Annotated in this window: 1 protein-coding gene; it reads right to left on the bottom strand. The window is 60.9% G+C overall.

The features are described from left to right. Positions 1–407, bottom strand: a 407-nt coding sequence (locus ACTJJN_RS27040) for an immunoglobulin-like domain-containing protein (RefSeq protein WP_440781803.1), incomplete at both ends; no start/stop codon positions are given.

The raw sequence follows: 407 nt of genomic DNA, 5'->3' as shown, positions 1-407 counted from the left end.
GTACCGTTAGCCGGGATGGTGATGGTGGTTTTGCCATCGTCCAGGGTAAAGGTCAGCGCCGCATGCTTGTCGATCGGCAGGCCGTCTTTGTTGGTCAGTGTGATGGTGTAGGTGATCTCACCGCCTTCGGTGACCGAAGGAGTCGCGGTCAGCTTGGCCACGACTTCGTCGGTGGTGTCGGTGACATCCACCTTCGCGGCACCGCCCAGCTCCAGGTTTTCGAAGGTGCGACCGTCTACATCCACAACAGACGTGATGCCCAGGCTGATCTGGCCAGCGTCGTTGTAAACGTCATCGCCTTGCGCAGCGTGGGTGTACGGCGCGCTGGTTTCGCCAGCCTTGATGGTGACCTGGGCGTTGTTGCTCAGGGTCACGACCAGGTCGTGAGCCAGCGGCTGGTTGACGTG

This window comes from Pseudomonas sp. 22515, assembly GCF_052044625.1.
Lineage (GTDB): Bacteria > Pseudomonadota > Gammaproteobacteria > Pseudomonadales > Pseudomonadaceae > Aquipseudomonas > Aquipseudomonas alloputida.
This window is presented reverse-complemented; position numbering and strand designations above follow the sequence as displayed.